Source organism: Nocardia niwae NBRC 108934 = DSM 45340, assembly GCF_001613465.1.
Lineage (GTDB): Bacteria > Actinomycetota > Actinomycetes > Mycobacteriales > Mycobacteriaceae > Nocardia > Nocardia niwae.
Genome location: NZ_BDCK01000015.1, coordinates 402,617 through 421,541, shown reverse-complemented (window position 1 = coordinate 421,541; position 18,925 = coordinate 402,617). Strand labels below are relative to the sequence as shown.

The following is an 18,925-nucleotide window of genomic DNA, read 5'->3' as shown; positions in this document are numbered from 1 at the left end:
GCCGGCCCGATCATCCGGCGGAGGCTCACAGCGCGGCGACGAGCGCGGCGCTGTCCACCGCACAGCCGTGACCGATGGTGATGCCGGAGCCGCCGTGGCCGTAGTTGTGCACGACGGGCGTGCCGGGCAGCACAGCGGTGTCGAGTTCCACCCGGACCGTAGGGCGGCCGGGGCGCAGCCCCACCAGGGTCTCCAGCACGTCGCTACCGGCGAGCCCGGGGACCAGATCGCGGCAGCGCCGCAGAATCGATCGGGTGAGGCCGGGGTCCGGCGCGGTGTCCCATTCGCCGGTGTCCAGGGAACCGCCCAGGATGCAGTCGTTCGCGCGCGGATGGACATAGGCGCGGCCGAGCGGATGGGCTTCGTCACGGACCGACACCGACAGCCCGGGATTGGCCACCCGCACGATCTGCCCGCGGATCGGGTACACGTCCGGGTCGTCGACCAGATCGGCGGCCCGCAGCCCGGCACAGTTGACCACGACGTCCGGAGACAGGTCGGCGAGATCGTCGAGACGCCGTACGGCGCGCAGCACCCGTCGCGCGCCCGCGGCGTCCACTCGCGCGCTGAGGAACGGCAAGTAGACCGGCATCTCCACCAGCGGGACGGCGAACCGGAACCCGAATGTGTAGCCGGGCGGCAGTTCACCGGGCTCGGCCGGGCGGAAGGAGCGCACCGATCGCGACCACTCCGGGATCGCGGGCGCCTCGCGATACAGCGCCATGGACTCGCACATCCGCACACCCGGCGCACCCGCCGCGGCCAGCCCGGCCAAGTGGTCGAAGGTGGTCTCGCTCCACGCCCGGACACGCCCGGCCGGGCCCGCCGCGGTCGGAAACCACACCGCGGCGGCGAGGAAGGACGTCGTCGCCGTAAGGGGCTCGGCACTGACCACGATCACCTCGTGCCGGGCGCGGAGCAGTTCGGCCGCGGTGGACAAGCCCGAGATGCCCGAGCCGAGGACGACGATCCGCATGGCAGCGAGACTATCCGGGCTCACGCGCCCGCACCGTTCCCGCAGCACCGCCCGTGGGAGGCGCCGTTCGGCCGGGCGCTCAGTCGGCGTCGTCGAGCGATGTGACGCCGGTGGTCATGGCCACTCCCGGCCACTGTTGCCCGACGCAGGTGGCGGCGACAGTGCTGCCCGCCGCGAAACCGCCGCGGCTCTCCCCCGTCCGGGCCATGTCCACCCGCGGACCGGCCTGCTCGGCCGAGCCGACGAGCACACAGTTCCACTCCTCCGACGGCGGCTGGCTGCCGACCGCGATGGTGCCCTCCTCCTGGGTGTCCGCCGACAACGTCGGGCCCGCGCCGGCCGCTCCCGCGCCGGCGACGGCCACGATAACGGCGCAGCTCCCGATCAGCGCGAGCCGTGAAGCGATCCGAAACATGCGACAACTCCTTTTCGAACGGCCCCCTGCCGTTCGCGTTGCCGCCCCCCGAGCGTTCAAACCCGCACCGGGCGCGGGCGGCAACCACTCGGCGAACCCGGCGACTACGCGGCGGCGCCCTGGGTATTGCCACCGCATGGACGATGGGCTCCTGACCGTCGGCGTGGAAGAGGAGTTCCTCCTCGTCGATCCGCGTACCGGCGAGCCGCTGGCACGCAATGTCGACGTCGCGCGCACCGCCGAGGAGATCGGCATCGACCTGCAACTCGAATTGACGCGCTGCCAGGTGGAGACCAGCACCGCGGTGCACACCGAGATCGGCGCACTGCACCGGCAATTGCGCGAGCTGCGCCGCGGGATCGCCGCCTGCGCGGAGCGCAACGACGCGCGCCTGCTCGCCGTCGGTATCCCGCCCACCGTCCCGCATGATTTCCCGGTCACCGATACCCCGCGCTACCAGCGCATCGCCGAGAACTTCGGCATGCTCGCCCACGAGCAGGGGCTTTCGGGCTGTCACGTACACGTCGGCATTCCCGACCAGGAAACCGCGATCCAGGTCAGCAACCACCTGCGGCCGTGGTTGCCGCAACTGCTGGCCATGACCGCGAACTCGGCGATCTACCGCGGCTCCGAGACCGGCTTCGCCAGCTGGCGCAGCATTCTGTGGCGGCGCTGGCCCAGCGCCGGACCACCGCCGTACTTCGAATCCGCGCGCGACTACGAGGCGATGGTCGCGATGATGCTCAACAGTGGAAGCATCCTGGACAAGCAGATGGTCTACTGGGATGTCCGTCCTTCGGTCTCGTTCCCGACCGTCGAAATCCGGGTGAGCGACATCCCGGCCACGGTGGAGGAGACAGCGCTGCTGGCCGCGCTGGTGCGCGCCATCGTCGTCATGGCGCGCAAATCGCTGACCGCGGGTCAGCTCGCCCCGCCGGTGCCCGCCGAGGTGCTGCGGGCGGCGTATTGGAAGGCGGCTCGCTCCGGGTTGGCCGGAGACGGCGTCGATCCCCACGACGGCAACGTGACGCCCATGCGGGACCTGCTGTTCCGATTGATCGAGCACGTCGAGCCCGCATTGGACGAGGCGGGCGACCGCCGGTTCGTCGACGAGGCGTTCGCGCGCCTGCTCGCGCGCGGCAACGGCGCGCACCGCCAGATCGCGGCGCTGCGGGCGCGCGGCGAGATCGATGACGTCGTCGAGGCGGTGGCGCGCGCGACCCTCGAAGGCTGCGGCCAACCGCGAACCCGGGGCTCGGTGCGTTCAGCCGAGCGGGACGACAGCCAGTCGCGGTGAGGTCGGTCGCGGCGATCCCTGCGCGGGTTCGATGGTGAGAGCCAAGACGTCCGCCGGGGCGAACTCGCTGGCCACACCCAGCGGCGGCACCGTGGTGAGCACGCCCGCCGAGCGCGCGGCGCCCGTGGCGGACACCACCCAGAGCTGATAGGACTGCCCGGGCGGCGGCGCGGGTACCGCGTCGAAGGTGACCGCGACGGCTCCGAGCCGGTCCGACGTGCGCACCGTCAGGGTGCCGCCGACCGGCAGCTCGATCAGCCGGGATCGCGCGTCCGGTTGCCGCAGGATCTGGTCGGCCGCGGCCGGCTCGACGTGCGACCCCGCGATCCGATCGGCGACCACCACCGCGCCCGCACCCGCACCGATGACCACCGCGGCGGCCACCGCCAGCCGGACCAGGCGGCGACGACCGGACAGCCTGGGCAGCTCACCGCCACGGCGGCGCGGATCCGGGCAGGAGTCGTCGATCGCCCGGAGGATTTTCGACTCCAGGGTGGGCGGCGGGTTCACCACGGCGGACGCGCTCAGCGCCGCGAGCGTCTCCCGGACACCGTGCACCGCCGCCGCGAACGCCGCGGCCGTGCCGGAATCGGCCGTGGCGAGCCGGTGGTCGATGTGCCTGCGCTCGATCTCGGCCACCGCGTCCATCGCGTACGGGTAGGCGAGGTCGAGCAGATCCCCGCGGCACGGCTCGGTGCCGGTCATGACCGGTCACCTCCGATGGGCCCGGCCGGGAGCCAGGAGGGCGTTTCGTCCACCGGTCGCGCGTTCGCCGCCATCGCGCTGCGCGAACGGACCGGGGACGCCGCAGGCGACCGACCGCGCGAGGTGGGACCCGCGCCGCGGTCTCGGCGTACCTGCCCTGTGCCAACCCGCATGCCTTGACTTCGCGGCGCACGGCCACACGGATTGGATTCTCACCATATTCGGCCCCGGACACCGGTACGCTTCTCGTCCGCCGGGATCATTCCGACGCGCGCACCGGAGGCCGGGATCGCCGCCCACCCTTTACGGCGGGCCCGGCCGAGCCGTGTCCGCGTCCCGACGCAGGGAGAACGCCGATGCCGACCGAGCTGCGCGACGAGCGCGGCGTCCCGCTCGAGCACGTCACCGTGGGCCTCGGCTGGGGCCCGGCCGCTCGTCGGCGCTGGTTCGGGCGGCGCCCGGAGATCGATCTGAACATCGCGGCCCTGCTCTTCACCGCGGACCGGCTCGTCGACGTCGTCTACCACGAACAGCTCACCTCGGCGGACGGTTCGGTCCGCCTGCACGGCGACAGTCTCACCGGAGCGGGCGCGGGCGACGACGAGATCGTCAGCGTCGACCTCTCCCGCCTCGCCTCGCACGTCACGACGGTGCTCTTCCTCGTCACCTGCTACACCGGCCAGACTTTCGAACAGGTCGCGAACGCCTACTGCCGGGTGGTCGACAGCGTCGCGGGCACCCAGCTCGCGCGCCACGAGCTGACCGGCGGCGCATACCCCGGCCTGGTGCTCGGCCGAGTGCGGCGCGGCGCCGAAAGCTGGCGCTTCGAGGCCGTCGGCAAGGGCGTGCAGGCACGGCATCCGGTCGAGGCGATTGCGCACATCGGCCCTTACCTCACCTGACCTCGCGTCGACTTCGTCTGGGCCGCAAGCATTCCGGAGTGCATCGGGTAGCCGGCGCGTACGGCGGCGGTCCGGGTGCACCGGAAACCATGCCCTGCCCGGGCTGCCCCGGCGTCCGATTGGAATCGGGGTGCGCGGGTAGTCGCCGGGCAGGAGGTGTGATATGCCGAAGGAGGTCTCATGACCGAGACGACACAAATTCGCCCACCCGCGAACGCACGGTCGGTCACCGAGCTGGTCGAGGACGCCACAGCCCAGCTGTCCCGGCTCATCCGTGACGAACTCCAGCTCGCCCGTGTCGAGATGCGCGAGAAGGGCAAACGGTTCGGCCTCGGCGCGGGCCTGGCGGGCGTCGCGGCGCTCTTCGCGTTCTACGGTGGGGCGGCGCTGGTCGCCGCGGCGGTACTCGGTCTCACCGAGGTGCTGCCGGGCTGGGCGGCCGCGCTCATCGTGGCGGGCGCGCTGCTGGTGGTCGCGGCGATCCTCGGACTGTCCGGGAAGAAGAGCGTGGAGCACGCGAATCCGCCGATACCCCAGGAGGCGGTCGAGGGCGTGCGCGAGGACATCGAGGTGATCAAGGACAGGAGGCGGGGATGAGTGACAGCCGACCCCGGGCCGGACAGCCCACCGACGACGTCGAGGCCCTGCGGCGCGACCGCGACCAGGCCCGAGCGGAACTCGGCAAGACGGTCGAGGAACTCGGCCACAAGCTCGACGTGCCCGCGCGGAGCAAGGAGAGGGCGCACGAGGCCGTAGAGGCGACGCAGCACGCGGCCTCCGAGGCGGCGCTCGCGGTCGCGGACAAGGCCCAGCAGGCCCGGACGGGCGCCGCGGAGCTCGCACACCGGGTGGTGGCGGCGACACCGGAGCCGGTCACCGAACGCGGCAGGCAGGCCGGCGGTGCCCTGCGCGCGTATCCGATCCCGGCGGCTCTCGGCGCCGCGGTGCTCGCGGCGCTGGTGTGGCAGATCGTGCGGAGGCGGCGATGAAGACGCTCTACAAACCACTCGGCCTGGTGATCAGCGTGCTCGGCGGCCTCGCGGCGAACGCCGTGTTCACCAAGGTGTGGCGACAGATCACGGGTGAGGAGCAGGCGCCGACTTCTACCGCACGGGATCATTCCTGGCGCGAGGTGCTGTTCGCCGCGGCATTGCAGGGCGCAGTATTCGGCTTGGTCAAGGCCGCGATCGATCGCGCGGGCGCGACGGGCTACGAATCGCTCACCGGAACTTGGCCGCAATAGCGACACCGCGCGAGAGCGGCCCACCGCTCGAATTCGTCGCCGCCGCCGTGAGTTCGGACACTCCGCACAGGAACTCCGAACCCCGGCGGCGGCGTTCGCCTGTCCGGGAGGCGGCATGCGGGCTGCCGCAGGGCGCCCAGCCGCCGAGGTTCCCGCTGCTGCGCCTGTGTGATGACTTGGTAGAGATCACGGTCCGGCAGCGCACACCTCTCGCGCAGCGGCCGGGCGAAGCGGAGGTCGCCGAACCTGGGCGACCGCAACTTCCGCTACGCCATTGCCGCCCGGTGCGAGGAGGGCGACGCACAGTGTGATCGCCTTCAGCCGCGATGGGGTAAGTTGGCCGCGGAATGCTCGCGCTCTGCGCCGCACCCTGCGTGCGTAAGAGGAGCGAACCGGAGAGGTCGACGTGGCGTACTGCCGAGGACGCGTCGCCGGCACGGGAGGTGGATTGTGAGTTCCGAAAGCGCGCCCCGAGCGCTGGAGGTCGAGGTGCGGTCGGCGGAGGACACGGTGGTGGTCACCGTGCACGGCGAGATCGACATGGCGTCCGCGCCACGCTTGCAATCAGCGCTCGACGAGGCCCTGCGCGATGAACCGGCCGCGGTCGTGGTGGACATGTCGAACGTCGGGTTCCTCGGCTCCGCCGGTCTCAGCGTCCTGTTGGCGGCTTCCGAGGCCACCGGCTCCGGCGGCTTGCGGGTCGTCCCCAGCGACGCGGCGCGCAGGCCGATCGAGGTCACCGCGCTGGACCGCTTGCTCACGGTGTTCGACTCCGTCGAGGCCGCGCTCGCGGTGGACGAGACCCAGGCCCCGAGCTAGCTTCCCCGGCGCCCTCTCGGTGCCGCCCGGACCCCGCCGCGGTTTCGACCTCGCGTCGCCGGGTATGTGCCCGGTCGTCGGCACCGTGCCGATCTGAGCGCACCGGGAGGAGGCCGTATGGCAGACAACCGCGAACACCGACTGGTGGGAGTGCCCGCGGTGGCGGCGTTGGCGGATCTCGGATTCGCCTCGGTCGCCTCGGGGGTCATCGCGCGGCGCCGGCCGGTGCTCGGTTTGCTGGAACGCACGGGGGCCGATTCGCGGGCGATCGAACGCGTGCGGCAGTTGCGGCGCGAGTTCGGCGCGGGCCCGGTCGAGCTCGTGGTGCCGGGGCGCCGGATCGTGGTCATCCTGGATCCGCACGACGTCGGGCGGGTGCTGGCCGACGCGCCGACACCGTTCCACCCGGCCAATCGCGAGAAGCGCGCCGCACTGCGCCAGTTCCAGCCACACGGCGTCCTGCTGTCCGAGGGCCCGATCCGTGACCAGCGCCGGGCCGTGAACGAGGCCGCGCTGGACTCGGCCGAACCGCTGCATCGCCTGGCCGGCCCGTTCGCCGAGGCCATCGCGGAGGAGGCCCGCGAGCTGATCGTGTCGGCCCTGCACCGCGGTCACCTGGATGCGCGGCAGTTCACGACCCGATGGTGGCGGCTGGTACGGCGGATCGTGCTGGGCGAGCGTGGACGCGACGACACCGTGCTCACCGACGAACTGTCCCGCCTGCGCTCGGCGGGCAACTGGTCGTTCCTGGCGCCCGCGCACCGCAGACAGCGCGACCAGTTCACCAATCGGCTCTACCGGCACGTGGAGTCCGCGCCGCCGGACAGCCTTGCCGGGGCGCTGGCCGCCGTGCCCGCGGGCGGGGCCACCGATCCCGTCGGGCAGATACCGCACTGGTTGTTCGCTTTCGATGCGGCGGGCATCGCGCTGAGCCGTGCGCTGGCGGTGCTGAGCACCCATCCCGAGCACCATGCCCGCGCGCTCGCCGACGCCGTCGACCCGGACCGCGTCGACCTGCGCGGCTACCTGCGCGCCTGCGTGCTGGAGTCGGTGCGGCTGTGGCCGACCACGCCCATGTTGCTGCGCGACATCACCGCCGACACGCAGTGGCGCGAGGGCGACGAACGCTTCACCATCGCGGCGGGCGCGGCCCTCATGATCGCGGTGGCCGCGTTCCACCGGGATGCCGAGCTCCTGCCGTTCGCCGACCAGTTCGCCCCGGAGATCTGGCTCGACGGCCGCGCGGAGCGGTATCCCCAGCTCGTGCCTTTCAGCGCGGGACCCGCCGACTGCCCCGGCCGCAACCTGGTGCTGTTCGTGACAAGCACGCTGCTCGCGCACCTGTTGACCTCCGCCGACTTCCGGCTGCGGTCCACACCGCGGCCGAACCCCGACGCTCCGCTGCCGGTCACCTTGAACAACTTCGGACTCGATTTCACCGTGGAGCCGTGCATGACACAGGCGGGATGACGGTCATCGCGGAAGAAAAGCTTCCGTGACGGCTGTCATGATCGAGCGATGCTGGAAACTTCCGCACGCCTGTTGCGGCTGCTGTCGCTGTTGCAACTCCGCGGCGACTGGACCGGGCCCGCGCTGGCGGACAGGCTTGGTGTGTCCACTCGGACCGTCCGCACCGATGTCGAGCGGCTGCGAACGCTCGGGTACCCCGTGCATGCCACGCCCGGTGTCGCGGGCGGCTACCGGCTCGGAGCCGGGTCGGCATTGCCGCCGTTGCTGCTGGACGACGACGAGGCCGTCGCAGTGGCCGTAGGGCTGGTCACCGCCGCCAACGGCGCGGTCACCGGCATCGAGGAGACGTCGGTGCGGGCGCTGGCGAAACTGCAGCAGGTGCTGCCGTCGCGACTGCGGCACCGGGTCGAGACGCTGACGGCGGCCACCGTGCACGTGCCCGGCGGCGGACGGTCGACTGTGGACGCGGCGGTGCTCACCGCGGTGGCGGGTGCGATCCGGGCGAGCGAGCGGTTGCGCTTCGACTACGAAAGCCATGGCGGCGCCCGGTCCGGCCGCGATGCCGAGCCGCACCGGATGGTGCATTGGTGGGGCCGCTGGTACCTCGTCGCGTGGGATGTGGAGCGCGGCGACTGGCGTACCTTCCGCCTCGACCGGATCACGCCGAAGATTCCGAACGGGCCGCGGTTCACGCCTCGCGCCGTGTCCGAGGAGGAGATCGCCGAGCGGGTCCAGCGCGGCGTTGGCGCCGCCACCTGGCGCTACCGCGCCCGGGTACGTATGGCCGCCCCCGCCGAGGTGATCCGGGCCCGGCTTCCTGCGGCGGTGGAGGTGACGCCGGACGGGCCGGAACACTGTGTCGCGCACGTCGGTTCGGACTCGCCCCGGCTGCTGACGCTGTATCTCGGGCTCGCCGATGTCGAGTTCGAGATCCTGGACTCCCCCGCGCTGGCCGAACAACTCGCCGCCACCGCCGCACGTTTCCAGCGGGCATCCGGACGGGGATAGCGGCAGATCGAATCCCCGGATCGCAAGCGAACGGCCGTGCTCGACGCCAGGCGCCGGGCACGGCCGAAGCCGACGACCGCGGGTCGGTCCCGCGCTATCGGCTGGCGCCCGCGGCAGCGCCGATGAGACCGCCGACCACGCAGCCGGGGAAGACCCCGACGATGAAGAAGACGAGACCGACCAGCGCCCCGATGGCACACCCGATCGCCACCCCGCCCAGCGTGGTCGTGGCATCACCGATGAACTGCGGCGCGCCCGGTTCCGGGATGGCGGCTCCGACCGGAGTCAAAGTCAATGTCGTTCCGGCCGCGTCGATGTCGGGAGCGACTTCGACCTGCTGACCGAACATGGACACCATGGTCGTCGGCACGGTGGTCACGACCGACCCGTCGGGCCCCAGCACCGCGACCCCCTCCGGCGTGCGGGCGAACGTCCCGTCGGTGAGCGTCACCGCGGCGCTCGTGCGGTCGGGCGCGACGGACGCGGTGTAGGCGACGCCGCTGTCGTTTCCGCTCACCGCGGGGTCGTAGATTTCGGCTTGCCCGTACGCGGTCGCCGCGGTCACGCCGGTGGCGGCGATGGTCAGCAGCGTGGTCGCAACCAATTCTCTGAACTTCATGAGCCTTCCCATCCTCAGCAGATTCGATCTGTCGTTACCTGGGTACAGCCGTGAAACACTAGCGATTATAGACGTTGCGCATCACCATTTCCGGCACTTGAGCATGCCCGAAATGTCTTGCAAGACAGGGTTTTCGGCAAACGTCCAGAGAAGCAGGGAGGGCGAGGTCCGCTATTCCAACTCGCCCTCGGTCTCCAGATAGACCTGCCGCAACCGATCGAGCGTGTCCTGTTCGGGGTGTTCCCACAGTTTCCGCTCGACCGCCTCCAGCAGCCGCTCGGCGATGCCGTGCAGCGCCCACGGATTCGACTGCTCCATGAACTTCCGGTTGACCTCGTCGAAAACGTAGCTCTCCGTCAGCTTTTCGTACATCCAATCGGCCACCACGTTGGTGGTGGCGTCGTAGCCGAACAGGTAGTCGACAGTCGCCGCCATTTCGAAGGCGCCCTTGTAACCGTGCCTGCGCATGGCTTCGAGCCACCGGGGGTTCACCACGCGGGCCCGGAACACCCGCGCCGTCTCCTCCGACAGCGTCCGGGTGCGCACCGCGTCCGGGCGGGTGCTGTCACCGATGTAGGCCTCCGGGTTCTTGCCCGTCAGCGCGCGCACCGTCGCGACCATGCCGCCGTGGAACTGGAAATAGTCGTCGGAATCGGCGATGTCGTGCTCGCGGGTGTCGGTGTTCTTGGCGGCCACGGCGATACGGCGATACGCGCCTCGCATGTCCTCGGCGGCGGGCGCGCCGTCGAGGTCGCGCCCGTAGGCGTAGCCGCCCCAGGCCGTGTACACCGCGGCGAGGTCGTCGTCGGTACGCCAGCTCTTCGCATCGATCAACTGCAGCAGACCCGCCCCGTAGGTGCCGGGCTTGGAGCCGAAGATGCGGGTGGTGGCGCGCCGCCGATCGCCGTGCTCGGCGAGATCCGCCTCGGCATGCGCCCGCACGTAATTCGTCTCGCCGGGCTCGTCCAGGTCGGCGACCAGGCGGACCGCATCGTCCAGCAGGGCGAGCACGTGCGGGAAGGCGTCCCGGAAGAAGCCGCTGATGCGCACCGTGACATCGATGCGGGGACGGCCCAGCTCCGCGAGCGAGACCACCTCGAGCGCGCTGACCCGGCGGCTCGCCTCGTCCCAGACCGGCCGGACGCCCAGCAGTGCCAGGACTTCGGCGATGTCGTCGCCCGAGGTGCGCATGGCGGAGGTGCCCCAGATCGACAGGCCCACCGACCGAGGGTATTCGCCATGGTCGGCGCGATAGCGGTCGAGCAGGGATTCCGCCATGGCCTGCCCGGTCTCCCAGGCCAACCGGGACGGGACCGCCTTCGGGTCGACCGAGTAGAAATTGCGTCCGGTGGGCAGGACGTTGATCAGCCCGCGCAACGGCGAACCGCTCGGGCCGGCCGGGATGAACCCGCCGTCGAGCGCGTGCAGTACCCGCTCGATCTCGACGCCGGTCTGCCGCAGGCGCGGAACGACCTCGGTGGCCGCGAACCGCAGCACCCGGCGGACGTCGGAGTTGTCGGTGAGGTCGTCGACCGCGCCGGGCGACCAGTCCGCCGCCTGCAAGGCCGCGACCAGCGCCCGTGCGCGGTCCTCGACCGCGTCCACGCGCTCGCGCGCCTCCCCGCCGGACTCGTCGAGACCGAGGGCTTCCCGCAGGCCGGGCACGGTGCGCTCACCGCCCCACAACTGGCGCGCGCGAAGCATGGCCAGCACCAGGTCGAGTTCGCTCTCTCCCGCCGGGGCCTGTCCGAGGACGTGCAGGCCGTCGCGGATCTGCACGTCCTTGATCTCGCACAGCCAGCCGTCGACGTGCAGCAGCATGTCGTCGAAGGAGTCCTCGTCCGGGCGCTCGGTGAGGCCGAGGTCGTGGTCCATCTTGGCGGCGCGCATCAGCGTCCAGATCTGCTGGCGGACGGCGGGCAGCTTGGCGGGGTCGAGCGCGGAGATGTTGGCGTGCTCGTCGAGCAGTTGCTCGAGACGTGAGATGTCACCGTAGCTTTCGGCCCGGGCCATCGGCGGGATCAGGTGATCCACCAGGGTGGCGTGCGCGCGCCGCTTGGCCTGGGTGCCCTCACCGGGGTCGTTCACCAGGAAGGGATAGATCAGCGGCAGGTCGCCGAGGGCCGCGTCGGTGCCACAGGAGGCCGACATGCCCAGCGTCTTACCCGGCAGCCACTCCAGGTTTCCGTGCTTTCCCAGATGCACCATCGCGTCGGCCCCGAAACCTTCGGGTGCGCTGAGCCACCGGTAGGCCGCCAGATAGTGGTGACTCGGCGGCAGATCGGGGTCGTGGTAGATCGCGACGGGGTTCTCGCCGAAGCCACGCGGCGGCTGCACCATGAGCACGACATTGCCGAAACGCAGGGCCGCGATGACGATCTCGCCGTCCGGGTCGGACGAGCGGTCGACGTACAGTTCTCCCGGCGGCGGGCCCCACGCTGCCACGACCGCGTCCCGCAGGTCCTCGGGGAGGGTGTCGAACCAGGCCGTGTAGGTGGCCGCGCCGATGCGGATCGGATTGCCCTCGAGCTGCTCGGCGGTGAGCCAGTCCGGGTCCTGGCCGCCCGCCGCGATCAACGCGTGGATGAGGGCGTCACCATCCTGCTCGTCCAGACCGGGTACTTCGCCGGGGGCGCCGAGATCGTATCCGGCGGCGCGCATCTCGGTGAGCAGGCGGATGGCGCTGGCCGGGGTGTCCAGTCCGACGGCGTTGCCGATGCGGGCGTGCTTGGTCGGATAGGCCGACAGCATGAGCGCGATGCGCTTGTCCGCGGCGGGGATGTGGCGCAGCCGCGCGTAGCGCGTAGCGATGCCCGCGACCCGGGCGGCGCGCTCGGGATCGGGGACGTAGGTGGACAGGCCGTCGGCGTCGAACTCCTTGAACGAGAACGGGACCGTGATGATTCGTCCATCGAATTCCGGTACGGCCACCTGGGTGGCGACGTCCAGGGGTGACAGCCCGTCGTCGTTGGCCTCCCACTGGGCGCGGCCGGTGGTCAGGCACAGTCCTTGCAGGATGGGCACATCCAGGTCGGCGAGCGCGCCGACATCCCAAGCCTCGTCTTCGCCGCCCGCCGACGCGGTGGCGGGCTTCGTGCCGCCCGCGGCCAGCACCGTCACCACCAGCGCGTCGGCCCGGCGCAGGGTGGAGAGCAATTCGGGTTCGGCGGTGCGCAGCGACGCGCAGTACAGCGGCAGCGCCCGCGCGCCCGCCTGTTCGATCGCGGTGCACAAGGCGTCGACGTAGGCGGTGTTGCCCGCCAGATGCTGCGCGCGGTAGTAGATCACCGCCACGGTCGGCCCGTCGGACTGCTCGGCGGCGACCCGGTCCAGTTCGCCCCAACTCGGCAACTGGACCGGCGGCTCGAAGCCGTGGCCGGTCAGCAGCACGGTGTCGGACAGGAAATTGTGCAGCTGGCGCAGGTTCTCGGGGCCACCGGCGGCGAGGTAGTTGTGCGCGTCGGCCGCGACGCCGCCCGGGACGGTGGAGCATTCCATCAGCTCGGCGTCGGGGGCGATCTCGCCGCCGAGCGCCACGAGCGGAATCCCGCTGGCGCGCAGTGCCTCCAGCCCATCCTCCCAGGCCCGCTTGCCGCCGAGGATGCGCACGATCACCAGATCGGCGCCGTCGAGCACGCCGGGCAGGTCGTCGACCAGCAGGCGAGCCGGATTGCCCCAACGGTAGTCGGCGCCGCTGGCGCGGGCACTGAGCAGATCGGTGTCGGACGTGGACAACAGCACAATCACGGGTGGCAGCCTTCCTCGGGTGACGCGCCCATCGGGGGGTTCGCTGCTCGCCGGGAGGGTCTGGCTTTCTACAGTGGCGCGACCGCACCGGACTTCCACCGGTTTCCTCGTCGTCCGCCGAGCACGCCGATGCTACCTGCCGTTCGGTTCGGCCTCGTCCACGCGTCCGGCCCGCTCGGCTGTGCGGCGGTCGCGGTCACTCGCCCGTGCGGTCAGGAAATCATCGACCAGCCGCGCGCAATCGGCGGGAGTGACCGGCGGGAGTCCGACCAGCCTGGCGAAGACGATCGGGCCGACGAGCTGGGTCAGCGCGAACGTCACGTCCGGATCGCCGAGCTGGGCGCGCACGTCCGGCTCGCCGAACAGTTGGTCGAACGGCTTGCGGTACTGCTCGATGAGCCGCCGGCGCAGCGACGTGAACGCGGGCCCCGCGCCGGGTTCACCGCGCTCCCCGGTCGCCAGCCAGGCCAGCGTGGAGACCTGCAGCGGGGCCTCGTTGACGACTGCGGACTGCCTGCTGAGCAAGTCGATCAGCCGCTGCCGGAGCGGACCACCGGGAGCCGCCTCGATCACCGGAGGAAGCAGACGCTCGAGTGTGGCGGCGCGCAGTTGCATGGCGTTGTCGAAATGCCGGTACAGCGTGGTGCGCGCGACCTTCGACATGGTCGTGACCGCCTCGATCGTGACCGCCTCCAGTCCACCGGATTTCAACAGCGCGGTCGCGGCGTCCAGCAGTCTGGCGCGGGAGCGCAACTTGCGCGGGTCGACGTCGTCGTCGTGCGCGGATTCACGCGGTGTCGGGTCGGCAGCACCGGTCATGAGTCGAACAATCCTCCTCCGCTGGGCCTATCGCCACCGTGCCATCTTATGATACTGATAGTAGCGTAGCGATACCGACAGTTTCGCACTGCCCGGGGAGGCGCCGTGGAGTCCACCACGACACATTCGTCAGCCGCTCAGCGATGGATATTGACGATCTCCTGTCTCACCGTCGCGCTGGTCATCGCCTCGATGGCCGCCCTCTACACCGCGCTGCCGGAGATCGCCGCCGCGACGGGCGCCAGTCAGCAGCAGCTCACCTGGGTCGTCGACGGGTACACCCTGGCGCTGGCGTGCCTGGTCCTTCCCGCCGGCGCGCTCGGCGACCGCTACGGACGGCGCATCGTCCTGATCATCGGGCTGTTCGTCTTCGCGGCGGCCTCGGCGACACCGGTCCTGCTGGACACACCCGGCTGGTTGATCGCGGGCCGGACGGCCGCCGGAGTGGGCGCCGCTCTCGTCATGCCTTCGACGTTGTCGCTGATCACCGCCGAATTCCCCGAATCACGCCGGGGCAATGCCGTAGGGCTGTGGGCGGGCGTCGCCGGTGCGGGCGCGGTGCTCGGCATCCTCGGCTCGGGCTTGCTGCTGGAGTGGTGGTCGTGGGCGGCCATCTTTCTCGCCATGGCCGTCGCGGGACTGGTCCTGATGATCGCGGGATTCACGCTGCCGGAGTCGGTCGACCGAGATCGTCCCGGGCTGGACCCGTTGGGTGCGATCACCTCCGCCATAGCGGTCGGATCACTGGTGTCGGCGGCGATCGCGGCGCCCGAGCGCGGATGGGTCGACCCGGTGGTGATCGGCGCCGCCGTCACGGCGGTGGTGGCGGCCGCGGTATTCGTGGCGGTCGAGACGCGCGTCGCGCACCCTCTGTTGGATCTGCGCCTGTTCGCCGATCGCGGGTTCGGCTCCGGCACCGCGTCGGTGATGCTGCAGTTCCTCGTGTGCTTCGGAACCTTCCTGCTGATGGTGCAATTCCTGCAGTTGATCCTCGGGTTCCGGCCGATCATGTCGGCGCTGGCGATGGCGCCGATGATGGTGCCGATGGTGGCGGTCTCGGCGGTGGCGCCACGTCTGGCCGAACGGGTCGGACTGCGGCTGCCGATCGCGGGCGGGCTGGTGATCATCGGAGCAGCGCTCGTCGCGCTCTCCCGCGTCGACGTCGACACCACCTACCTCGAACTGCTCTGGCCGTTCCTGGTCATGAGCGCGGGCACCGGCTTGTGCACCGCACCGGCCACGGCCGCGATCATCGCGGGCACCCCCGTGGAGAAGCACAGTGTCGCCGCGGCCGTGAACGACGCGGCGCGGGAAGTGGGCGCGGCGATCGGCATCGCCATCGCGGGCAGCATCCTGGCCGCCGGCTACAGCTACCGCATCGCGCCCGCCCTGCCGCGGCTACCCGACCGGATTCGCGAACCGGTCGGCGACTCGCTGGCCGCCGCGCTGCAGGTCACCGAGCGGATGGGCCCGCAAGGCGCGCCGCTGGCCGAGTTCGCCGAGTCGGCGTTCGTGCACGGCGCCCGGCAGTCCGCGCTCGCTCTGGGCATCATCACCTTCGTCGCCGCGATCCTCATCGGCGTCTGGGCGCCGGGCCGGTCTCGCGCGACAGCGAAGACCGCTGCGCCTCGAACCGGAACTCGGCCGACGACGACGCCTGACGATCGCTCGCAAGTGATCTAGCGGGACGAAGGGCGCCCACTCACCGGGGATCGCGAGCGATCCGGGGTGCGCGTGATCGCGCTCATGACCTAGACCAGATCCGCGTTCCCGTCGATCACCTTGAGGTGGTAGTGGAATCGGTTGACCCGCCACCCGTCCGGGGTGCGCTCGACGCCCAGGGAGTAGCTGCCGACAAAGGTGCGGGTCTTGCCTTCGGTCGCGGCGTTCTTGACGTGCACCGCGATGGCGTCGGCGTGCACCCGCGCCGCGTCACCGTCCAGGTCGATCAGATGGTTGCCAGACTGGTGGTGCACCCCGTCGAGGTCGGCGAGCCCGGTGCGCCAGTCGGCGATGATATCGGCCGCGGCGCGCTCACCGACCGGCCCGCCGAATCCGCCGTCGAAATCCACGGTCGGCGTGAAGACCTCCGCCGACAACTCTTCCCACCGCTTCTGATCGGTGTACACGAACATTTTGGTGATCACGTCGACGATGGCGAGCCGGTCTGCGAGAGCGGAGATTTCGGGCATACGCCGACCTTAGTCGCCGCGCACGTCGGAAGGCTTCCGGACCACCCCGCCCAGCAGCACCAGCTTGGTGTCCGGCAGGTCGTCGTCGAGCCACTGTTGCAGTGGGACCACACCCGGCTCGATCATCTCGAAACCCGCGAACAGAGACTCGACCACGGCCGGAGATCGATAGACGACCTGGGCCGAGGACTTGGCGGTGTCCGACGACGACTGCGTGATGAAGTCCGGATCGCTGTTGTCGGCGCCGTGCGTGAACGCCAGGCGGCTTCCCGGCGCCATGGCTTCGCGGAGTCGAGCGACGATCTCGGCCGGGTGTTCGTCGTCCATCACGAAATGCAGGACGCCGACGAGCGTGATCGCCACCGGTTCGCCGAAGTCGATCAGGCCGCCGCTGCGCAGCCGGTCGATGATGTCGTCCGGACGGCGGACGTCCCCCAGCATCGCCGTCACGCCCTCCGCGTGCGCCAGCAGCGCATTGCAGTGCGAGTAGACGACGGGATCGAAGTCGACGTAGACCACCCGCGCCGAGGGATCGGTCTTGCGCGCGACTTCGTGCACGTTCGGTGAGGTCGGGATACCCGCGCCGAGATCGATGAACTGCCGGATCCCCGCCTCGGCGGCCGACTGGACCGCGCGCACGAGGAATTGGCGACTGAACCACGCCAAGGTGCGAGTATCCGGGGCGATGGACAGCATCCGGTGCGCGACCGCCCGGTCCACCTCGTAGTTGTCCTTGCCGCCGAGAAGGTAGTCGTATACCCGGGCGGAATTCGGCAGATTCGGATCGACGCCCCGCGGTGCTCGCTCCATGCCGGACACCGTACCTCCCGCGCTCTCTGGACCAGGATCGTAACAAATCACCACCTCCGGTCGGCGCGATCCATCCCGGCGAATGCGAGCGAACGCATCGAATATTCCTGCAAGAGAACAGTTCCCCCTGCGCTGCCCAGCATCGCGCAGTCAGTCGCTCGCCGCGAGCACCTGCGCTCGGGCCATGAGCTCGTCCGCCACCGGGCGAGGACGACGCCCGAGACCGCAGGCGCAAGCGACTCCGTCGACCCGACGACCCAATGCATCCTCGATGACCCGCAACGTCTGCGCCTGCTGCGCCTCGGTGGGCACGTCGTGCACCAACCCGGCATAGAAATCGGTGCCCGCTCCCAGGGCCAAATCCGCCAGGGGCGCGTAAAATCCGGACTCGGCCGAGGGCGGTATATCGCCCGCCGCGAACGGTCCGTGCACGAATTGCAGAACGCGCCCCTGCGGCCAATGCCGGACGACGGAATTCGCCAGATCGACCAGCGGCCGGGCGTCACGCAATCTGCCACGGGCTTTGTTGCGCAAACTGCCCAGGCACAGATGCACTCCGAAGCGAGTCCCCTCGGGAGCGGCCGCGGCGAGCGCGGCGATCCCCTCGCCCAGTCCGAGCGCCCGGTCGACCAGCCGGTGCATCGGCTGCGCCCTGGCCATGAGCACCAGTTCCGCGGTGGCCTCGAGCTGCACTACGACGTCATCGCCGGCCAGTTCGCGAATCGCCGCGATGTCACGCACGGTGGCCTCGCGGAAGGCGGCGCGATGCCGCCGCAGACCGGCGGCTCCCATGGCGATGAAGGTCAGCGTGAAGTCGGTCGGCATGCCGATCTGAAGCGCGAGACGGGGTGACTCACGTTCCGCACGCAGTGCCCGGACGATCGGCAACGCCTCCTCGGCCTCCCGGCGATAACCGAGATCCATGGTGCCGCCCGGCAATTCGGTGCCGCGAGCGACGCGATGGATTGTCCGATCCCGGCTCGAGCGCCACGTACCCGGCTTCTTCACCGCCAAAACGCCCTGGGCGACCAGATCCTCGATGATCGGCTGGATGTAGAACTCGTAGCGCCGGGTCTCCCCCGTCGGCAAGGTGCGCAGTCGCGCCCCCGCGCTGTCCAGCATGGCGCGCATCGCGACGTCCGTGCTCTCGGCCGGGAAACTCCCGACGAAGTGCACCTTTCGCATGCCTGCCCCTTCTCTTGTCGCACCCACGTTCTCCGCGCTCCTGGTTCGCCGCGGCGCCCCGGACATCCGCTGTCCCGAAGCGACATCGGGTGCGGCCGGGTGCACGCGTGCGGTCTCAACTATGCGATAGCCATGCCACATTGTCTGCGGTATCGCCGGCCGCCGATAGTCGGACGCGCGATTGGCCCCACTCGGGAGGCATTCGGCCATGAAGAAGCTCTACGCCCCCATGATGAAGGCCGCCTGCCCGATCGACCCCGAGACGATGGCGACGACGATGCCGTTCCTCCAGCACGAGATCGTCCCGCACGCCATGGCCGACCCCGGGCGCCCAGCAGATCTTCTTCGTCGATCCGCAGGACGACACGGTCTTCTCGATCACGATCTACGACACGCGCGAAGACCTCGACAACGCGATGCGTGAAGCCGACAGCGAGTACCGGTTCACCGGCCTCGCCGGACCGGGCTGCACCGCGCTCGACGCCCGCTCCTTCGAGGTCGTCGCCGGAGCGATCGACGACTCCGCCACAGAGTTCGACTTCACCACACGCGCTCCCCCCATGCGCGATTGACCACTCTGATCTCTGAATCCGTTGCGGCAAGACGGGTTACATTTCTCGCGCGCTATACGCAGTGCCGTCCAGAGGTATTGCGCACCAGGTACATTCGCGCATAGCCTGCGTCGCGTGCGAACCTCGCTACGGTCGATCGTCGCGTC

20 protein-coding genes are annotated in these 18,925 nt (G+C 70.4%); 11 read left to right on the top strand and 9 right to left on the bottom strand.

From position 1 onward, the window contains the following. Positions 1-25: 25 nt before the first annotated feature. Both NNI01S_RS05805 and NNI01S_RS05800 read right to left on the bottom strand, forming a co-directional pair. Positions 26-976, bottom strand: coding sequence for an FAD-dependent oxidoreductase (locus tag NNI01S_RS05805; protein ID WP_063018188.1), 951 nt, complete (start codon positions 974-976; stop codon positions 26-28). Between the two features lie 79 nt (positions 977-1,055). Further along, on the bottom strand, positions 1,056-1,391 hold the full coding sequence (locus NNI01S_RS05800) for a hypothetical protein (protein WP_063018187.1): 336 nt from the start codon (positions 1,389-1,391) through the stop codon (positions 1,056-1,058). 136 nt (positions 1,392-1,527) lie between these two features. Here NNI01S_RS05800 and NNI01S_RS05795 point away from each other — a divergent pair, with 136 nt between their 5' ends. Further along, complete coding sequence (locus NNI01S_RS05795) at positions 1,528-2,688, top strand: glutamate--cysteine ligase 2 (protein ID WP_063018185.1); 1,161 nt, start codon at positions 1,528-1,530, stop codon at positions 2,686-2,688. Here NNI01S_RS05795 and NNI01S_RS05790 read toward each other — a convergent pair. Beyond that, positions 2,656-3,393, bottom strand: coding sequence for an anti-sigma factor (locus tag NNI01S_RS05790; protein WP_063018183.1), 738 nt, complete (start codon positions 3,391-3,393; stop codon positions 2,656-2,658). The two genes, NNI01S_RS05795 and NNI01S_RS05790, sit on opposite strands and share 33 nt — an antisense overlap. 356 nt (positions 3,394-3,749) lie before the next feature. On the opposite strand from NNI01S_RS05790, the gene NNI01S_RS05785 reads away from it, so the two are divergent. From NNI01S_RS05785 to NNI01S_RS05755, 7 genes are all read left to right on the top strand, one after another. Beyond that, positions 3,750-4,295: a TerD family protein gene (locus NNI01S_RS05785; RefSeq protein WP_063018181.1), complete on the top strand. Its 546-nt coding sequence runs from the start codon at positions 3,750-3,752 to the stop codon at positions 4,293-4,295. 180 nt (positions 4,296-4,475) lie between these two features. Next, positions 4,476-4,892: a phage holin family protein gene (locus NNI01S_RS05780; protein ID WP_063018179.1), complete on the top strand. Its 417-nt coding sequence runs from the start codon at positions 4,476-4,478 to the stop codon at positions 4,890-4,892. Further along, the gene (locus NNI01S_RS05775; protein WP_063018177.1) at positions 4,889-5,284 is read left to right on the top strand and encodes a DUF3618 domain-containing protein; all 396 of its coding nucleotides are present in this window, start codon (positions 4,889-4,891) and stop codon (positions 5,282-5,284) included. The genes NNI01S_RS05780 and NNI01S_RS05775 overlap by 4 nt, the downstream gene beginning before the upstream one ends. After that, positions 5,281-5,538 (top strand): DUF4235 domain-containing protein, encoded by a 258-nt coding sequence (locus NNI01S_RS05770; RefSeq protein WP_063018175.1) that lies wholly within the window; start codon positions 5,281-5,283, stop codon positions 5,536-5,538. Before NNI01S_RS05775 ends, NNI01S_RS05770 begins: the two co-directional genes overlap by 4 nt. A 450-nt stretch (positions 5,539-5,988) precedes the next feature. After that, a complete protein-coding gene (locus tag NNI01S_RS05765) occupies positions 5,989-6,357 on the top strand; it encodes an STAS domain-containing protein (protein WP_063018173.1) in 369 nt (122 codons plus the stop codon). Positions 6,358-6,474: 117 nt separating this feature from the next. Continuing rightward, a complete protein-coding gene (locus tag NNI01S_RS05760; protein ID WP_063018171.1) occupies positions 6,475-7,827 on the top strand; it encodes a cytochrome P450 in 1,353 nt (450 codons plus the stop codon). 48 nt (positions 7,828-7,875) lie between these two features. Further along, positions 7,876-8,835, top strand: a complete 960-nt coding sequence (locus NNI01S_RS05755; RefSeq protein WP_063018169.1) for a helix-turn-helix transcriptional regulator — start codon at positions 7,876-7,878, stop codon at positions 8,833-8,835. Between the two features lie 94 nt (positions 8,836-8,929). Here NNI01S_RS05755 and NNI01S_RS05750 read toward each other — a convergent pair whose 3' ends face one another. From NNI01S_RS05750 to NNI01S_RS05740, 3 genes are all read right to left on the bottom strand, one after another. Continuing rightward, on the bottom strand, positions 8,930-9,454 hold the full coding sequence (locus NNI01S_RS05750; protein WP_063018167.1) for a DUF8020 domain-containing protein: 525 nt from the start codon (positions 9,452-9,454) through the stop codon (positions 8,930-8,932). Between the two features lie 171 nt (positions 9,455-9,625). Further along, positions 9,626-13,201, bottom strand: a complete 3,576-nt coding sequence (cobN, locus tag NNI01S_RS05745; protein WP_063018165.1) for a cobaltochelatase subunit CobN — start codon at positions 13,199-13,201, stop codon at positions 9,626-9,628. A 132-nt stretch (positions 13,202-13,333) separates the two neighbouring features. Next, positions 13,334-14,020 carry a TetR/AcrR family transcriptional regulator gene (locus NNI01S_RS05740; RefSeq protein WP_063018163.1) on the bottom strand — a complete coding sequence of 229 codons (687 nt, stop codon included), beginning with the start codon at positions 14,018-14,020 and terminating at the stop codon, positions 13,334-13,336. A 147-nt stretch (positions 14,021-14,167) separates the two neighbouring features. Between NNI01S_RS05740 and NNI01S_RS05735 the strand changes: the two genes are divergently transcribed. After that, positions 14,168-15,703, top strand: a complete 1,536-nt coding sequence (locus NNI01S_RS05735) for an MFS transporter (RefSeq protein ID WP_439956117.1) — start codon at positions 14,168-14,170, stop codon at positions 15,701-15,703. A gap of 68 nt (positions 15,704-15,771) precedes the next feature. Here NNI01S_RS05735 and NNI01S_RS05730 read toward each other — a convergent pair whose 3' ends face one another. From NNI01S_RS05730 to NNI01S_RS05720, 3 genes are all read right to left on the bottom strand, one after another. Next, positions 15,772-16,212: a nuclear transport factor 2 family protein gene (locus tag NNI01S_RS05730; RefSeq protein ID WP_063018159.1), complete on the bottom strand. Its 441-nt coding sequence runs from the start codon at positions 16,210-16,212 to the stop codon at positions 15,772-15,774. Between the two features lie 9 nt (positions 16,213-16,221). After that, positions 16,222-17,022, bottom strand: coding sequence for an SAM-dependent methyltransferase (locus NNI01S_RS05725; RefSeq protein WP_063018758.1), 801 nt, complete (start codon positions 17,020-17,022; stop codon positions 16,222-16,224). 150 nt (positions 17,023-17,172) lie between these two features. After that, entirely contained in the window at positions 17,173-18,207 is a 1,035-nt protein-coding gene (locus tag NNI01S_RS05720; RefSeq protein ID WP_084488510.1) for a hypothetical protein, read from the bottom strand. Positions 18,208-18,415: 208 nt separating this feature from the next. Between NNI01S_RS05720 and NNI01S_RS34275 the strand changes: the two genes are divergently transcribed. Both NNI01S_RS34275 and NNI01S_RS34270 read left to right on the top strand, forming a co-directional pair. After that, complete coding sequence (locus NNI01S_RS34275) at positions 18,416-18,631, top strand: hypothetical protein (RefSeq protein ID WP_157114604.1); 216 nt, start codon at positions 18,416-18,418, stop codon at positions 18,629-18,631. Further along, positions 18,624-18,779, top strand: coding sequence for a hypothetical protein (locus tag NNI01S_RS34270; protein ID WP_157114603.1), 156 nt, complete (start codon positions 18,624-18,626; stop codon positions 18,777-18,779). Before NNI01S_RS34275 ends, NNI01S_RS34270 begins: the two co-directional genes overlap by 8 nt. The last annotated feature ends 146 nt before the right edge of the window (positions 18,780-18,925 follow it).

Bases quoted from the DNA above. Each gene is read 5' to 3' on its own strand.
- NNI01S_RS05725 (WP_063018758.1), bottom strand. From the start codon at position 17,022: ATGGAGCGAGCACCGCGGGGCGTCGATCCGAATCTGCCGAATTCCGCC.
- NNI01S_RS05760 (WP_063018171.1), top strand. From the start codon at position 6,475: ATGGCAGACAACCGCGAACACCGACTGGTGGGAGTGCCCGCGGTGGCG.
- NNI01S_RS05780 (WP_063018179.1), top strand. From the start codon at position 4,476: ATGACCGAGACGACACAAATTCGCCCACCCGCGAACGCACGGTCGGTC.
- NNI01S_RS05720 (WP_084488510.1), bottom strand. From the start codon at position 18,207: ATGCGAAAGGTGCACTTCGTCGGGAGTTTCCCGGCCGAGAGCACGGAC.
- NNI01S_RS05750 (WP_063018167.1), bottom strand. From the start codon at position 9,454: ATGAAGTTCAGAGAATTGGTTGCGACCACGCTGCTGACCATCGCCGCC.
- NNI01S_RS34270 (WP_157114603.1), top strand. From the start codon at position 18,624: ATGCGTGAAGCCGACAGCGAGTACCGGTTCACCGGCCTCGCCGGACCG.
- NNI01S_RS05795 (WP_063018185.1), top strand. From the start codon at position 1,528: ATGGACGATGGGCTCCTGACCGTCGGCGTGGAAGAGGAGTTCCTCCTC.
- NNI01S_RS05790 (WP_063018183.1), bottom strand. From the start codon at position 3,393: ATGACCGGCACCGAGCCGTGCCGCGGGGATCTGCTCGACCTCGCCTAC.
- NNI01S_RS34275 (WP_157114604.1), top strand. From the start codon at position 18,416: ATGAAGAAGCTCTACGCCCCCATGATGAAGGCCGCCTGCCCGATCGAC.
- NNI01S_RS05800 (WP_063018187.1), bottom strand. From the start codon at position 1,391: ATGTTTCGGATCGCTTCACGGCTCGCGCTGATCGGGAGCTGCGCCGTT.
- NNI01S_RS05770 (WP_063018175.1), top strand. From the start codon at position 5,281: ATGAAGACGCTCTACAAACCACTCGGCCTGGTGATCAGCGTGCTCGGC.
- NNI01S_RS05775 (WP_063018177.1), top strand. From the start codon at position 4,889: ATGAGTGACAGCCGACCCCGGGCCGGACAGCCCACCGACGACGTCGAG.
- NNI01S_RS05785 (WP_063018181.1), top strand. From the start codon at position 3,750: ATGCCGACCGAGCTGCGCGACGAGCGCGGCGTCCCGCTCGAGCACGTC.
- NNI01S_RS05730 (WP_063018159.1), bottom strand. From the start codon at position 16,212: ATGCCCGAAATCTCCGCTCTCGCAGACCGGCTCGCCATCGTCGACGTG.
- NNI01S_RS05740 (WP_063018163.1), bottom strand. From the start codon at position 14,020: ATGACCGGTGCTGCCGACCCGACACCGCGTGAATCCGCGCACGACGAC.
- NNI01S_RS05805 (WP_063018188.1), bottom strand. From the start codon at position 976: ATGCGGATCGTCGTCCTCGGCTCGGGCATCTCGGGCTTGTCCACCGCG.
- NNI01S_RS05755 (WP_063018169.1), top strand. From the start codon at position 7,876: ATGCTGGAAACTTCCGCACGCCTGTTGCGGCTGCTGTCGCTGTTGCAA.